The organism is Methylobacter sp. (assembly GCF_036845245.1).
GTDB lineage: Bacteria > Pseudomonadota > Gammaproteobacteria > Methylococcales > Methylomonadaceae > Methylobacter_A.
The window spans coordinates 49,637-63,057 of record NZ_DAIUEH010000003.1; the positions used below are offsets into that span (position 1 = coordinate 49,637).

The window sequence follows — 13,421 nt, forward strand, 5'->3', positions numbered from 1 at the left end:
TTTTAATATTAGCAGCTATTTTACTTTATTGTTAATTAAATCAGCATCATGGTTGACTACCAGCGGCGGCTGCCGGAGCCAAATTTAATAATTTGGCACGTTCTTCATCATTAGCGCCATAACGGGCAAAAGCTTGCGACATTAAAACCAACACCACTCGTCTATTCTTAAACCGACCCGCTTCTGCCTTGTTATCGCCAATAGGATGGAATTCTCCATAACCAATTGCTGACAACCGGAGAGGATTAATGCCTTCCTTAACAAACTCGTGTACAACGCTGGTTGCCCGAGCGGATGACAAATCCCAATTCGACCTGAATTTTATGTTATCGATAGGAATATTGTCGGTATGCCCTTCAATATTAATCATATTGGGTAATGGATTAATGACTTCAACAACCTTTTTCAAGACAGGAAGCGCTTTTTTGGATAATTCCGCTTCACCACTAAAAAACAACATTTCGCTATTCATTTCCAGCTCTATCCAATAGTCGTTTTTTTTCACTGACACCAGATTCTCATCAATAAAAGGCGCTAAAACCTGTTCTAATTGCTCTGACACCTGACTTAACTGCTTTCTTTCTTTTAATATTGCTTCACTCAACTCGCGTCTTTCTTCAACATCCTGCGTCGCTGGATTTTCTAAAGGAATGGGTTGAATAGTTGTCGGCAAAGTGCCTATTTGAATGGGGTCAATCTGATCGAGCTGCTGCTCTTTATTTGAAAAAGCTTCGCCTAATGCATTGGACAGTGCCTTATACTTCCCTTCATTGACCGAAGAGATTGCATACATGACCACAAAAAATGCAAATAGCAAGGTTATGAAATCCGCGTATGACACCATCCATCGGTCATGATTATTAGTATTTGCTATACGTCTTTTCCTACGTCTAGCCATACCTAGTTTTTATAAGAATCATACAAATAGCCGCCCAATTTCAACTTGATATTCCTTGGGTTTTCGCCCTCTGCAATAGAGATGATGCCCTCAACCAGCATTTCTCGGGCCTGGGTCAATGCAAGCACATGAGCTTTTAGTTTATTGGCAACCGGCAAAAAAAATAAGTTGGCGGAACCTACGCCATAGATTGTCGCGACAAAAGCGGTTGCTATGCCTTGACCTAAAAGCTCCGGATTAGTCAGATTCTGCATAACATGAATTAGGCCCATGACAGCGCCGAGAATGCCTATCGTCGGCGCATAGCCGCCCATCGCCTCATATAGCCCTGCAGCCTGTAAGCCCATACTTTCTTTGGAGTCTATATCCATATCCAAGATGTCGCGGATGGCGGCAGAATCATTTCCGTCAGCTAACAACTGCAATCCTTTTTTTATAAACGGATCTTTTTCATCAGGTATCGCATTTTCAAGACCCAGTAAACCTTCCTTTCGCGCCAAATGGCTCCAAAAAATCACCTTGTCAATTTGCGCCGAAAGATCCATTTCCTTCGGTAATAACACCCACGAAAACATTTTCATGCTTCTGACAAAAGTGGCTTGCGGAAATTGCAAAAAAGTTGCCCCGAATGTACCGCCAAACACAATAATAAGCGCAGGAATGTTGAGCAACGAATTGACATCACCGCCATCCAGCATGATTCCCAACAGAATCGCACCGACACCGACAATAACACCCGCGATACTTAAAATATCCATTTTTAGTTTCTAGATTGACCGCTATGAACTATCAATCGTTTGTCCATTCAGACATTCTTGAACGCAATCTCAACACGGCCTGAGTGCTGATTTGGCTGACTCTGGATTCACTGATGTTTAGAACTTCACCGATTTCGCGCAGATTAAGTTCTTCATCATAATAAAGCGAAATAACCAAACGCTCACGTTCGGGCAAGCCCATGATGGCGTTTGCCAGCGCCTGCTCAAAACCTTCGCGACTTAAAATGTCTGACAGGCTTTCCTCCTGATCCATGGCTTCGTCAAGATAATGATCGCCATCTTGCGCCAATTCTTCGACACTGAAGACACGGCAGCTGCTTGAATCCTGGAGAATGCGATTATATTCATCTATGGCTATACCTAAATGCTCAGCCACATCGATGTCTCTTGCCTCGCGCCCGGTTCTATTCTCGATGGTCCGTATAGCGTCGGAAACCATGCGCGATTTTTTATGCACGGAACGAGGCGTCCAGTCACTGCGCCTGACCTCATCCAGCATAGAACCACGAATACGAATTCCGGCATAAGTATCAAAGCTGGCCCCTTGCGAGGCATCATAATTCTTGATAGCTTCCAATAAGCCGAGCATCCCTGCCTGAATTAAATCATCTACTTGAACAGAATCAGGTAATCTGCCCAATAAGTGGTAGGCAATGCGCTTAACTAGCGGTGCATGCTGCATGACACGTTCATCCGTGCCTCCAGCCTGTACCGCAGTGTACATTGCCACGCCGCTCATGCGACATCCTTTTGGGATCCGTATTGAATCATTCTTTCAATAAAAAACTCGATATAACCGCCCGCTTGAGATTTCAGCGGCCAACTATCAATTCTTGCGGCTATGGTTTTCAGCGCAAGAGAAGCCTTGCTTCTGGGAAAGCCCACAACAACCGGGCTTTGTTTTTGAACTGATTTGCGCAAATATTCGTCGTACGGCACCGCACCTGCAAACTTCAGCGTAACATCCAGATAGCGATCCGTTACTTTACTTAGCTTCAGAAATAACGCTTGACCTTGCTGAACCGTTTGAACCATATTGGTTATCACATGAAAATGGGACAAACCATAATCTCTGTTAAGCAATTTAATAAATGCATAAGCATCGGTTAACGATGTTGGCTCATCGCAAACAACCACGATAATTTCCTGACAGGCGCGGGCAAAATTTACCACACTTGCCGATATGCCGGCCGCTGTATCCACAATTAATACATCGATATCCTGATCGATCTCGCTAAAAGCATGGATAACTGAAGCTTGCTCAACCGTAGTGAGTTCAGACATCTTCTGAATACCGGATGCCCCTGGAATTATTCTTAAACCGGCAGGTCCATCCATCATGATTTCATCTAACGTTTTTTCCCCCGACAGCACATGAGAAAGGTTGAACTTGGGATATACGCCCAACAAAATGTCGACATTCGCCAGTCCCATGTCGGCATCCATTAACACCACTCGCTGCCCCATCTGTGCCAAGGCTATGCCGACGTTAACCGACAAGTTTGTTTTGCCTACGCCACCTTTGCCGCTGGTGACCGCAATAACGCGGACAGGTTTCATCTTATTCATTTTTCTTATCCCGGCTGCTTGATCAGGTTGCTTATGCATAGCCTTGCGCCGCCCAAGCTTCATTATTTACATCGTTATAGTCGCTTTCTTGTTCCAACTCGGCCACACATTGTGCGATTAAAGTCCGGGCACAAGGGTTATGCATATCTTCAGGCACTTGCTGTCCGTCGGCAATAAAGGACAACGGCAGGTTATTCTCTATTATTGAAGACACTGCCGAACCAATCGTGGCAGCTTCGTCAAGTTTAGTCAAAATACTCGCATGAGGTTCAAAAACCTGAAAAGCTTTGATAATTTCATTCATGGCTTTATATTCGGTCGCAGCCGACATCACCAGATAGGATTTAATCGCTATGCCACTTTGTTGCAGCGTATTAATCTGTTCAACTAGCTTCATGTCGCGTTGGCTCATGCCGGCAGTATCGATCAAAATAAGGCGCTTGTCTGCAAAACCATTGATCAGATTGCGTAATTCAGCGGCACTCGATGCCACCCGAACAGGAACGTCAAGTATCCGTCCGTAGGTATTAAGTTGCTCATGTGCGCCAATACGATAATTATCGGTGGTAATCAAGGCGACCTGTCTTGGTCCGTGTTTTAAAATAAATTTGGCAGCCAGCTTGGCAATCGTTGTAGTTTTTCCAACGCCGGTAGGTCCTACTAGAGCAGCGATGCCGCCATTCTGTAATAAATCCTCGTTAGCTACAGGCAATACTTTAGCCAACAGCTCTTGGGCCTGGGCAAAAACAAGCTCAGGGTCAGTATGATTAGTAAAGCGATTGGCAATTTTAACACTCAATTTTCTTGAAATACTCATCCCTGCCAACCGTTGTAGCAGATCAGCACGAACCGGATTGGTTTGAGACATTGCCCCCCAACTAACGCTGGACAGCTTAGAGTCCATCGCAGATCTTAAGGACTTAAGCTCCTTGCTCATTTCCATTAGCAGATTATCAGATGGACTGCTCTGCTTTTCGGCTGGAATAGCTATTTGCATAGGTCGTTCCGCTTGCTTAGGCCTTTGTGTTACAGCAGGTGCAACCGGTTTAGCGACTTTTGCCGCTACTGTTTCCATATTTCCGCGTAGATGTACTTTTTCTGCATAGCCGACATATTGGTCAATATTCCGGCGCACTGGAGGACGCTCAGGCACGAAACCATCCGCACTTTGTTTTCTCTGGCTGCTCAATACATGCAAACGATTTTTTTCGGCTTCAAAATCAGGCAAATCAATTTTTCTAGTTTCCCGACTGCCATGAGTGTCACTGTCGGTAGGATAGCGTTGCGACCGTGCCGAGGACTGTTGTTCTGCTGCCTGTTTTTGCAGCTTACTCTGAATCAGCTGTTCATCAAAATCCCGTGCTGCAACAATCTCAACACCTCCATCAACAGATCTGTTTGACATGATGACTGCATCTGCGCCTAATTCTTCCTTAACCATTCGCATGGCTTGGCGTATATCCTCAGCAAAAAAACGTTTAATTTTCATAACTTAGCCTCATGTACTATGTTCTTCGTCCGACAGTTGAAACTACTTTGATCTGGCGATCAGCAGGTATTTCATTGTATGCCAAGACATGTAATCCGGGAATGGAATGGCGAACGAATCGGGATAACCAGGGGCGGATATAAGAAGAAACCAGCAACACCGCCGTTTGTCCTTCCATTTCCATCTTCTGCATACTTTCTTGCAATGATGTGTGCATTTGTTCTGCTAACCCTGGTTCGATCCCGACACCACTTTCACCTGCCGTTTGCAAAGACTTATGCAACAATTGTTCCAATTCATGCTCCAACGTAATAACCGGCAGCTCATCCTGCATCCCACTGATTTCATGGATAATTAATCGGCCTAATGAGGCACGTACCGCCGACGTCAGGATGTCAGGATCTTGACTCCTGAGCCCATACTCCGCCAAAGTTTCGACTATGCTGCGCATATCCCGAATAGGCACATGTTCTTGCAACAGGTTTTGCAACACTTTGACCACCACACCTAGCGGCAATGTTTTCGGAACCAGGTCCTCAACCAGTTTAGGAGCCGACTTAGACAAATTATCAAGAATCTTATGCGCCTCTTCATACCCGAACAATTCATGGGCATGCGACTGCAAAAGATGACTTAGGTGAGTCGCCACCACAGTTCCCGGGTCAACTACAGTATATCCCAAGGTCTGCGCATGATCTTTCTGGTTCGGCTCTATCCATACCGCATCCAGGCCAAAAGCAGGATCCTTACATTCTTTGCCCCTCAATGTACCGAAAACGCGGCCCGGATTAATCGCCATCTCCATATCCGGCATAATTTCAGACTCACCTACCGTCACTCCCATCAGCGAAATCCGGTAGGCTGTAGGACTTAAATCAAGGTTATCGCGAATATGCACCGATGGAATTAAAAAACCCAATTCTTGAGACAGTTTCTTTCGTACGCCTTTGATACGAACCATCAGCTGTCCGCCCTGATTTTTGTCCACCAATGGAATCAGTCGATAACCGACTTCCAGGCCGACGACATCAACCGGCATCACATCATCCCAGCCCAACTCTTTGGCTTCAGGAGCGGGGGCGTTAAGAGCCAGCTCCTGCGGACGATCAATAGTAACCAGTTCGGCTTCTTTATGTTTCTTTTCAATTAAATAAGCGGAACCGCCTAGAATTGCAGCCAACAAGATAAAGACCATATTCGGCATGCCGGGAATGATACCCAGCGCGCCTACCACCGCTGCGGTAACCGTCAACGCTTTGGGATTGGCAAATAGCTGCGCGGTGACCTGTTGGCCGATATTTTCACCCGTGCTGCCAACCTTGGTGACAACCAGTGCAGACGCCACCGACAATAACAACGAAGGAATTTGAGCGACTAAGCCATCGCCAATGGACAATAATACATATATCTTACCTGCCTCGGCGAAACTCAGATCATGCTGCAGAACGCCAATCGCCAAGCCGCCAATCATGTTGACAAATAAAATGATAATCCCGGCAATCGCATCGCCCCTGACAAACTTGCTGGCACCATCCATAGAACCGTAAAAATCGGCTTCGGTAGCGACTTCGGCACGCCGCTCACGTGCCTCATCCTGAGTAAGCAAGCCTGCATTCAGATCCGCGTCGATCGCCATTTGCTTGCCCGGCATCGCATCCAGCGTAAACCTGGCCCCAACTTCGGCAATCCGTCCGGCGCCTTTGGTAACGACCATGAAATTGATAATAACCAGGATGGAAAAAACCACCAGACCAACGGCAAAGTTACCGCCGATAACGAAAGCGCCAAAGGCTTCAATCACCTTTCCGGCCGCATCGCCGCCTTTATGTCCTTCAATCAATACGACACGCGTCGAAGCCACGTTCAGCGCCAAACGCAATATGGTCGCAAGCAGAATGACGGTGGGAAATGAGGCAAATTCCAATGGTTTAAGCGTATAAACAACAACCAGCAGAATGATTAACGAAAAAGCGATATTAAAGGTAAAAAACAGGTCAAGTACGAATGCCGGCAACGGCAATATCAGCATCGACAATACCATGACGATGACTAATGGCGCTCCCAGCTCAGCTTTGCTCAGTACCGATAACGCTGCCTTTAATTTAGTAAAATCCATACCCGGCTAATCCCGTTTAAATTCATCAGGCACTTTAATATCTTCCGGCGGCAATGGCGCTCTCCAGTCATTTTTCTGTGCCGATTTTAGCTGATAGACATAGGCAAGTATTTGCGCCACCGCTAAATAAAGCCCCTGCGGTATCTCTCTATCCAACTCAGTCGAATAATACAAAGCCCGGGCTAAAGGCGGCGACGCCACCAGCGGCACATCTGCGCCTATCGCTACGTTGCGAATCTGTGCGGCTATCAAATCGACACCTTTAGCAACCAGTGTCGGCGCGCTGTTTGAGTTTTGATCATATCTTAAAGCCACTGCATAATGGCTGGGATTAGTAACAATAACATCGGCTTTCGGCACTTCCGCCATCATACGATTTTGCGCCATATCCATTTGCATCCTGCGCTGCCGTCCCTTCACTTCGGGACTACCCTCGGAATCTTTATGCTCGTCCTTGATTTCCTGCAAAGTCATTTTCAGCTTCTTGCTGTGATCCCACAACTGATAGGGCACGTCAATCATCGCAATTAATATCAATGAGGCGCTAAGCAGCAAAAAGCACATGCCGATGATGTTTAGCGCATGGGCGACCGATTGCTCCATGTGCTCAGTGCCCAGGCCGAGCAATTCATTTATATAGGATCGGTACAAAGCCACTGCGACAGCAAAAACCAATAAAATCTTCAATAACGCTTTGAGCATCTCCACCAATCCCCGAACGGCAAACAGCCGGGGTATGCCCTTGATGGGATCTAATTTTTCCAGTTTCGGAGAAATAGCCTCCCAGCTAAATATCCAGCCGCCCAATGATATGGGGGCGATAATGGCGATAACGACGGTCAGCGCGAAGAACGGCGCAATCAGCATCAGACCATCCATCATTACCTGCTTAAGGTGCAGCATGAGGCTCAGCGGGTCAAAAATGGTTGCACGGCTTAATTGAAACTCAGTCCGCATCATCTCCAATAATCCCTTACCGATTTTCTCTCCCTGCATAAGCAACAATGTTGCGCTAGCTATCAGGATAGCAAACGTATTAAGCTCTCTGGAGCGGGCGATCTGACCTTTTTTCCTGGCGTCTTCTAAACGCTTACCGGTAGGTTCTTCTGTTTTTTCTTGATCTGAATCTTCAGCCATAATCTATAGTCGCAGCAACTGCCCGATCAAGTCGTAGGCATCCGTCAACATGCCGGAAAACTGATCCAGCACATCAGGCAAGGTTCGCCAAACCAACAATAATCCCAACATCAAGGTTACCGGGAATCCCACTGAAAAAATTTGCAACTGCGGTGCCGCTCTGGCCGCCACGCCAAAAATAACATTGACCAACAACAAACTGGCAATAACAGGCATCGATAACAATAAGCCGCCCGCAAACATCCGGCTGCTCCACAAGAGAATCGACCATATACCCGCCGTATCGATACTGTTAAGACCAATAGGCAAAGTTCTAAAACTATCCAGCAGCATTTGTATCAACAACAAGTGTCCATCTAAACTGATAAAAATTAATGTAGTGGTCACTGTATAGATCTGCGCGACCACAGGCACCTGCTCCCCGCTTTGCGGATCGACCATCATCGAAAAACCCAAGCCCATGCTTAAAGCGACGCCTTGCCCAGCAAAAACGATCGCGGCAAAAACCAACTGTAGAATAAAACCGCTCGTTAAACCGATCATAATCTGCGCAATAGCCATCATAAATCCGGTGTAGCTAAACATCTCAACAGCCGGCAAAGGGGGAAGCAAAGGCATGACAACCAGCGTTATTGCGACCGAAAGAATCAGCCGGACCCGGGCCGGTACGGCTCGAATGCTAAACAACGGCACGGATACAAACATGGCACTAATACGCATTAACGGCCATATAAATAATGCCGCCTGGTTGAGAATCTGCGCTTCGGTAAAATTCAAAGTTCAACCAATTAAATGAGGAATATCCCTGATCAAACCCTGGAAATAATCAAGAAACATTTGCAGCATTCCCGGCCCCATAATCATCAAAACCAGGCCGATGACGATTACCTTGGGTACAAATGTCAACGTCGCCTCATTAATTTGGGTGGCCGCCTGAAACATCGCGATAATCAAGCCTACTGCCAAAGACGGCAATAACACCGGCGCAGTCAGCTTGATCGCAACAATCATCGCTTCCTGTCCAACCATATAAACAGTTTCCGGTACCATAACTTACCTTGAGTCGCTATCAGCTAACATAAAAACTTGCCGCCAACATTTCCATGATCAAAGACCAGCCGTCAGCAAGAACAAACAACATTATTTTAAATGGGAGGGAAATAATCATTGGCGACAACATCATCATGCCCATTGACATCAGTACACTGGCAACGACCAAATCGATAATCAAAAAAGGTAAGAAAATCAGAAAGCCTATTTGAAATGCTGTTTTTAACTCACTGGTTACAAATGCCGGCAGCAATAATGAAAACGGCACATTTTCGGCTGACTCCAGCTCTGCATTGCCGGAAATCCTGATAAATAATGCCAGGTCAGCCTCTCTAGTCTGTTTTAGCATAAATTGCCTGAATGGCTCCGAAGCCTTTTCGATCGCGACACTCACATCGATCTTGTCTTCCAGATAAGGCTGGACAGCTTCGGCATTCACCTTGTCAAAAACCGGCATCATAATGAAAATAGTCAAAAACATGGATAAACCTAACAACACCTGATTACTCGGCGCCTGTCCGGTACCTAAAGCCGTTCGTAACAAACTTAGCACAATCATGATTCGGGTAAATGAAGTCATGGTCAACAACAGTGCCGGCAACACGGTTAACAACGTCATTAACGCCAAAATCTGGATTGTTACCGAATAAGTCTGCGCACCTTGCTTGCCCGCAGTAACAGTAACGGCTTCAATCCCCGCTGCGGCATAAGCGGGTGTTTCGATCAACAAAAAGGCAGTGGTAATAATCAGCAACTGAAACAAAATGCTTTTATGCATCAGAGCGTCCTTTCATTACTTGTTTCACAATTGCACTAAATCCGCTGTCTTTAGCGATAGACGACGGCTCGCTGCTGCTCAAGCAATCGTCGCCCTCCAACACATGCAAAGCGTCTATACGTCCCGGCGTTACACCCAAAATAAGCTGTTTTTTTCCGACTTGGAGCAAAATGATTTTTTCCCGCATACCTAACGACAAGCCACCCACAATGCGCATTTTTTCCGCACCGCTGACAGAGACTCCACTTAACTTACGCATTCCCCATACACAGAGAAAAAACATGCCTAAGACTATCAGCAGTCCAACACTCCAATGGAGCATATCACCGGAAGAAATCGTTCTGACTGTCTGTTTTGGAACGTCGGCTCCCGTCACAGCAAAACAGGCAGGGAACCACCAGAACATCAACCACGCGACGATCATTTTTTTAGGCATTAGGCTAATCTTTTAACACGTTCCGATGGACTTATCACGTCGGTTAAGCGAATACCGAATTTATCATTGATCACCACCACTTCACCATGCGCGATCAGTGTGCCGTTTACCAGTACATCAAGAGGCTCTCCGGCAAAACGCTCCAACTCAACAACCGAGCCCTGATTTAACTGCAAAAGATTTCTGATATTAATCTGTGTCCGACCTATTTCCATAGAAATAGTAACGGGAACATCCAAAATAACATCAAGATTGATCTCATCACTTGCGGCTGAAGACGATCTTTTATCTTCAAACTGATTATTAAATTCCTGAAATGCAGCAGCCTCGAAATCATCAATCGTTTCCCCATCTTCAGGTGCATTTGGATATTCACTCATCTTCTTTCCCAACTTAATATTGTTATAATCAAAGCCTAAAGCGCGTCAGGTTGGTTCAAGACCTTACTTTATCGATAATTTGTATTGCATAATTACCGTCCGATATGCCGACTTTACCTTCAAACACAGGAATTCCTTCCGCTTTAAGAATCACTGTTTCCGGCATATCAATAGGTATTACGTCGCCTTTTTTTAACCGCATAACGTCCCTTATAGTCATGCTTTTTTCGACCAGAAGACTATTTATACTCACCTCCGCTCTCAGCACTTCTCCACGCAAGGCAGCCTGCCAACCACCATCAACCTCGCCACTATCGCTACTGATTGCATCCAACAATTCCCGGATTGGTTCAAGCATTGCATAGGGCATAGCGATGTTGACGTCGCCGCCACCGCCTTCCAGCTCAACATGAATGGTAGAGATTACAATAATCTCTCCAGGCCCGATAATGTTCGCAAACCGTGGATTAATTTCTGCACCGACATATTCAAAGTCAAGTTCCATAACCGGCTTCCAGGCTTCCTTCAAATCCTTGAAAATCATATCAATGATTATCCGAACTACGCGCATCTCAGTCGGTGTAAATTCCCGTCCTTCGGTCTGATTGTAAAATTGTCCTGCACCACCGAAAAAATTGTCGACCACTGTGAACACCAGACGCGGATCGATAACTATCAATGCTTTACCGCGCAACGGATTAAATCGAACAATTGTTAAATTGGTCGGGACCAGCAGACCTTGTATATACTCAGAAAATTTTTGGACCTGAATGCCCGATATAAAAATTTCTGCCGAACGACGTAGAAAGTTGAATAAGGAAATACGGATAAACCTGGCAAACCGTTCATTAACCATTTCCAGGGTCGGCATACGACCACGAACAATTCTTTCCTGACTGGCAAAGTCATACTCTCTAACAACGCCTTTTTCATAAAATTCTTCAGTGCCCGTCTCAGAAAAAAACTCGGAATCATCCTCTGTTTCAATATCTCCGTCGCTAACACCGTTTAGCAGTGCATCGATTTCTGCCTGCGAGAGTAAATCACTCATGTTATTGCATTACAAATGAAGTAAAAAATATCTCTTTAACCTGCCCCTTGCCTGCCATTTTTACTAAAACGGCAGTTACATCATCTAACATGGCCTTACCTAACATCTCCTTTCCTTCACGAGTATTCAAATTAGCCGGATCCTGCGCACCAATCAGCATCAACAGATTATTGCGTATCATAGGTTCATTTTTTTTCAGAATCTCAATAGTTTCAGCGCCTTCAACCAATATAGATACTGTAATCCGTCCGTGTTGGACTGTCGCTCCCTTCGGAAAATCGACAACAATAGGCTTGCTCATATCAAAATAGAGATTTTCTGCATGAGCTGCTTCGGCTTCATCAACATGCTCAGCTTTTTCGCTTTTAGATGAATCCCCTTTCATAAGGAAGAAAGTGACACCGCCACCCGCTGCTAATAAAATTACTGCCGCGACAATCATGATGATCAGTTTTTTAGGAGACGATTTTCCTTCACCGCTTTCTTGCTCAAGCTCAGCCATGTTACAAACCCTTTAATTTTTAATCATTAATTAAGCAATTTAAAGACCATAGAATAATAATACGTGTAGAAACAAACTATTAAAAAATCCACTTACATCTGTAAATAATACTAACAAACAGCTGAATGCTATCATTGATCAACATCCTAAAATCAAATCATACAAGAAAAAAGATCCTTTTAAAAGAATAAGATAGGAATGCTTATAAATGTTAATAATTAACTACGCCAAGTATCAATTACTTGACCTCAAATAGTGAAGTAAAGACATACGAAGAATTGCAGCCTTAGGAAATGAAGCCGCCAAAAAACCGACACTCATTACATACATAACTTTTTACCATAACCATTAAATCACTCCGCGACAATGCTCTTGATGGCTATATGCAACTTCGAATCAAAGCAACAACTCCTTAGGGGAAAATAAAATGCCATCGAAACCAAAGCAACCTAAACAGTTTATTGTATTAATGACCGGCAATATCGATGTTAATCATTCATCATTGAAACACCGACGCCAGAATATTATTGTAGCTACCCAACACGATGATATTTTAATGCGCATTGAAACGACTCAATTCGACCTGATACTCATTGACTCCACTGTAGACTGCTCGGACGAATCAGTTTCTTCGGCAGCGACCCTCCCCACATCTGAAATCGTATTTCCGTCATCAATGCAGTCGGAGCTTATCGGCCAGATCAAAGACCCTGCCGGTAGAAACAGTAAAACACCGGTCATTATTATTAATCCGATAAAAGATTCCTGGAATAATCAACAAGGTCCAACTGCATTTGATGATAGCCTGACTGGACCTATAACAGAGCAACAGCTCAACGAGATTATAGACCTTTGGCAAACAAAGGCTTTAGCTCTGGATTATATCCAAATAATCCAGAGTAAAACCAAAAATAACCAGCGCCTTACGTTGACCCTTTTTGAAAAACTGTTCGAAGAACTTCCTTTGCAAGTCATTGACATTAAAAATGCACTGGGAAACAAGCAGTACGACCTTGCCCAAGAAATTACGCATAAATTGAATGGCTCGGTGAGTTTTTGCGGCCTAATGGATATCCAACAACCGGCAAATGCACTGGAAAGCTGTCTGTTATTCACCAATAATTATGCCGATGCGTATCAACACTTTCTGACGCTTCAGCAATGCACCTTAAATTTTACACGCCACCAAAAATTCATCCTGGCAAATCTCGGCAAATGCTAAACCCATAAAAAAAG

The 13,421-nt window shown here is 44.9% G+C and carries 15 protein-coding genes; 1 reads left to right on the forward strand and 14 read right to left on the reverse strand.

Annotated features, from left to right (window positions below):
- Positions 1-46 precede the first annotated feature (46 nt).
- Genes motD through V7051_RS02230 form a run of 14 tightly spaced genes read right to left on the reverse strand, consistent with a single transcriptional unit; the run spans position 47 to position 12,185 of the window.
- Positions 47-898 carry a flagellar motor protein MotD gene (motD, locus tag V7051_RS02165; protein ID WP_333873327.1) on the reverse strand — a complete coding sequence of 284 codons (852 nt, stop codon included), beginning with the start codon at positions 896-898 and terminating at the stop codon, positions 47-49.
- A 2-nt stretch (positions 899-900) separates the two neighbouring features.
- Entirely contained in the window at positions 901-1,656 is a 756-nt protein-coding gene (locus V7051_RS02170) for a flagellar motor protein (RefSeq protein ID WP_333873326.1), read from the reverse strand.
- A 31-nt stretch (positions 1,657-1,687) separates the two neighbouring features.
- Entirely contained in the window at positions 1,688-2,416 is a 729-nt protein-coding gene (locus V7051_RS02175; protein WP_333873325.1) for an RNA polymerase sigma factor FliA, read from the reverse strand.
- Entirely contained in the window at positions 2,413-3,246 is an 834-nt protein-coding gene (locus V7051_RS02180; protein ID WP_333873324.1) for a MinD/ParA family protein, read from the reverse strand. The genes V7051_RS02175 and V7051_RS02180 overlap by 4 nt, the downstream gene beginning before the upstream one ends.
- Before the next feature lie 31 nt (positions 3,247-3,277).
- Positions 3,278-4,735, reverse strand: coding sequence for a flagellar biosynthesis protein FlhF (gene flhF, locus V7051_RS02185; RefSeq protein WP_333873323.1), 1,458 nt, complete (start codon positions 4,733-4,735; stop codon positions 3,278-3,280).
- 16 nt (positions 4,736-4,751) lie between these two features.
- Positions 4,752-6,851, reverse strand: a complete 2,100-nt coding sequence (gene flhA, locus V7051_RS02190; RefSeq protein ID WP_333873322.1) for a flagellar biosynthesis protein FlhA — start codon at positions 6,849-6,851, stop codon at positions 4,752-4,754.
- Between the two features lie 6 nt (positions 6,852-6,857).
- Positions 6,858-7,988, reverse strand: a complete 1,131-nt coding sequence (gene flhB, locus V7051_RS02195; RefSeq protein WP_333873321.1) for a flagellar biosynthesis protein FlhB — start codon at positions 7,986-7,988, stop codon at positions 6,858-6,860.
- A gap of 3 nt (positions 7,989-7,991) precedes the next feature.
- Positions 7,992-8,765 (reverse strand): flagellar biosynthetic protein FliR, encoded by a 774-nt coding sequence (gene fliR, locus V7051_RS02200; protein ID WP_333873320.1) that lies wholly within the window; start codon positions 8,763-8,765, stop codon positions 7,992-7,994.
- A 3-nt stretch (positions 8,766-8,768) separates the two neighbouring features.
- The gene (gene fliQ / locus V7051_RS02205; protein WP_305270667.1) at positions 8,769-9,038 is read right to left on the reverse strand and encodes a flagellar biosynthesis protein FliQ; all 270 of its coding nucleotides are present in this window, start codon (positions 9,036-9,038) and stop codon (positions 8,769-8,771) included.
- 19 nt (positions 9,039-9,057) lie between these two features.
- On the reverse strand, positions 9,058-9,816 hold the full coding sequence (gene fliP / locus V7051_RS02210) for a flagellar type III secretion system pore protein FliP (protein WP_333873319.1): 759 nt from the start codon (positions 9,814-9,816) through the stop codon (positions 9,058-9,060).
- Positions 9,809-10,252 carry a flagellar biosynthetic protein FliO gene (fliO, locus tag V7051_RS02215; protein WP_333873318.1) on the reverse strand — a complete coding sequence of 148 codons (444 nt, stop codon included), beginning with the start codon at positions 10,250-10,252 and terminating at the stop codon, positions 9,809-9,811. The genes fliP and fliO overlap by 8 nt, the downstream gene beginning before the upstream one ends.
- A complete protein-coding gene (fliN, locus tag V7051_RS02220; protein WP_333873317.1) occupies positions 10,252-10,632 on the reverse strand; it encodes a flagellar motor switch protein FliN in 381 nt (126 codons plus the stop codon). Before fliN ends, fliO begins: the two co-directional genes overlap by 1 nt.
- 55 nt (positions 10,633-10,687) lie before the next feature.
- Positions 10,688-11,683, reverse strand: coding sequence for a flagellar motor switch protein FliM (gene fliM / locus V7051_RS02225; RefSeq protein WP_333873316.1), 996 nt, complete (start codon positions 11,681-11,683; stop codon positions 10,688-10,690).
- A gap of 1 nt (position 11,684) precedes the next feature.
- Positions 11,685-12,185, reverse strand: coding sequence for a flagellar basal body-associated FliL family protein (locus V7051_RS02230; RefSeq protein WP_333873315.1), 501 nt, complete (start codon positions 12,183-12,185; stop codon positions 11,685-11,687).
- Between the two features lie 427 nt (positions 12,186-12,612).
- On the opposite strand from V7051_RS02230, the gene V7051_RS02235 reads away from it, so the two are divergent.
- Positions 12,613-13,407 carry an Hpt domain-containing protein gene (locus V7051_RS02235; protein WP_333873314.1) on the forward strand — a complete coding sequence of 265 codons (795 nt, stop codon included), beginning with the start codon at positions 12,613-12,615 and terminating at the stop codon, positions 13,405-13,407.
- Positions 13,408-13,421 lie beyond the last annotated feature (14 nt).